Raw genomic sequence first — 1,990 nt, 5'->3', positions numbered from 1 at the left:
GTACCAATACGACGGCCAGGGCAATGTGGTGTCCAAGACCGACGCGATGGGCAAAACCGCCCACTACATCTACGACGACAATGACCGCTTGCGTTACAGCCTCAATGTGCAAGGTCTGATGACGGAAACGGTGTACGACGCGGCGGGGCAGGCGGTGCAAAGCCGACGCTACGCGACACCGGTATCGGTGTATGGCCTGAGCTCCACGCTGACGGCGGCTGAACTGGCGGGGCGGTTGATAACCCATGAGAAAGACCAGAGCACGCGCACGGTGTACGACGCGGCGGGCCGTCCGAGCCTGAGCATCGATGAGGCAGGCTATGTGACCGAGCGGCGTTACGACGCGGCGGGGCGGGTGACGGACACCATACGCTACGCCAAGAGCCTGGCGCAGATGGGGCTGTCGGCGGAACGCCTGCAAGACCGCGCCCAGGCCAACCTGCTGCACAACAGCCTGTTCGAAGCCTCGGCGCCGGGCAAGGTGGCGAACTGGGGCTATGGCGCGTGGAACGCTGACGCCGAAGTGGGCGGCAATCTGAACGCCGACTGGCGGATAGCGGAGGGCCTGGCCGGCGAGAACACCGTCTACTTGCATCAGACCGGTCGCCATCCGCAAGACGCTTACCAGGAACTGGTACAAAGCGTGCCGGTGCAAGCCGGACGTCGCTACGCCTTCTCGGTGTACACCGGCGCGCATCGGGCGAATACGAGCGTGCACATCGTGTGGTTCAACGCGGCGGGTCAGGCGCTGGGCGCCACATCGGAGCAGACGGGCGCGCATCGCAACACCCCGGCGGACAACTTGCCGGGCGGTCCGGCGCTGAAGGGTTACAAACGGACGGTGGCGGACGGCGTGGCGCCGGACGGCGCGGTGCGAGGCGTGGCGACGCTGCGCAAGACCAATACCGCGGTGGGCGAGAACGACTCCTGGCTGTTTGCGACGCGGGCGCAGTTTGAAGAACTGGCGCTGGACGCCTCGGGACCCAGCGACTGGAAGCCGGCATTGGTGGCCGATGCGGCCGACCAGCACAGCCGCAGTTTCTACGACGCAGCCGGACGACCCAGCCTCAGCGTCGACGCGCAGGGCTATGTGACCGAGCGCCGCTACGACGCGGCGGGCAATGTCACCGACACCCTACGCTACGCCAAGAGCCTGGCGCAGATGGGGCTGTCGGCGGAAAGCCTGCAAGACCGCGCCCAGGCCAACCTGCTGCGCAACAGCCTGTTCGAAGCCTCGGCGCCGGGCAAGGTGGCGAACTGGGGTTATGAGGCGTGGAACGCCGACGCCGAAGTGGGCGGCAATCTGAACGCCGACTGGCGGATAGCAGAGGGCCTGGCCGGCGAGAACACCGTCTACTTGAACCAGACCGGTCGCCACCCGCAAGACGCTTACCAAGAACTGGTGCAAAGCGTGCCGGTGCAAGCCGGACGTCGCTACGCCTTCTCGGTGTACACCGGCGCGCATCGGGCGAATACGAGCGTGCACATCGTGTGGTTCAACGCGGCGGGTCAGGCGCTGGGCGCCACATCGGAGCAGACGGGCGCGCATCGCAACACCCCGGCGGACAACTTGCCGGGCGGTCCGGCGCTGAAGGGTTACAAGCGGACGGTGGCGGACGGCGTGGCGCCGGACGGCGCGGTGCGAGGCGTGGCGACGCTGCGCAAAACCAATACCGCGGTGGGCGAGAACAACTCCTGGCTGTTTGCGACGCGGGCGCAGTTTGAAGAACTGGCGCTGGACGCCTCGGGACCCAGCGACTGGAAGCCGGCATTGGTGACCGACGCGGCCGACCAAGTCACCCACCAAAGCTACGACGCCGCCGGCCGCCTGATCCAGGAAACCCGCGGCGACGGCGGCAAGCTGGCCGCTACCACCCGCTATCAACTGGACGCCAAAGGCAATCGCATTGCCGAAACCGACGCGGGCGGCCACACCACCCGCCGCGACTACGACCTGCTCGGCCGGCTGATCCGCGAAACCGACGCGCTG

General features: G+C 67.1%; 1 protein-coding gene. It reads left to right on the top strand.

From position 1 onward, the window contains the following. Positions 1 to 1,990: RHS repeat domain-containing protein (locus tag ACODRW_RS24240; RefSeq protein WP_488906912.1), on the top strand; the 1,990-nt coding region annotated here is incomplete at both ends.

Source organism: Chromobacterium sp. FG89, assembly GCF_057808735.1.
The sequence above is the reverse complement of the archived record's forward strand: the minus strand, read 5'-3'. Positions and strand labels throughout refer to the sequence as shown.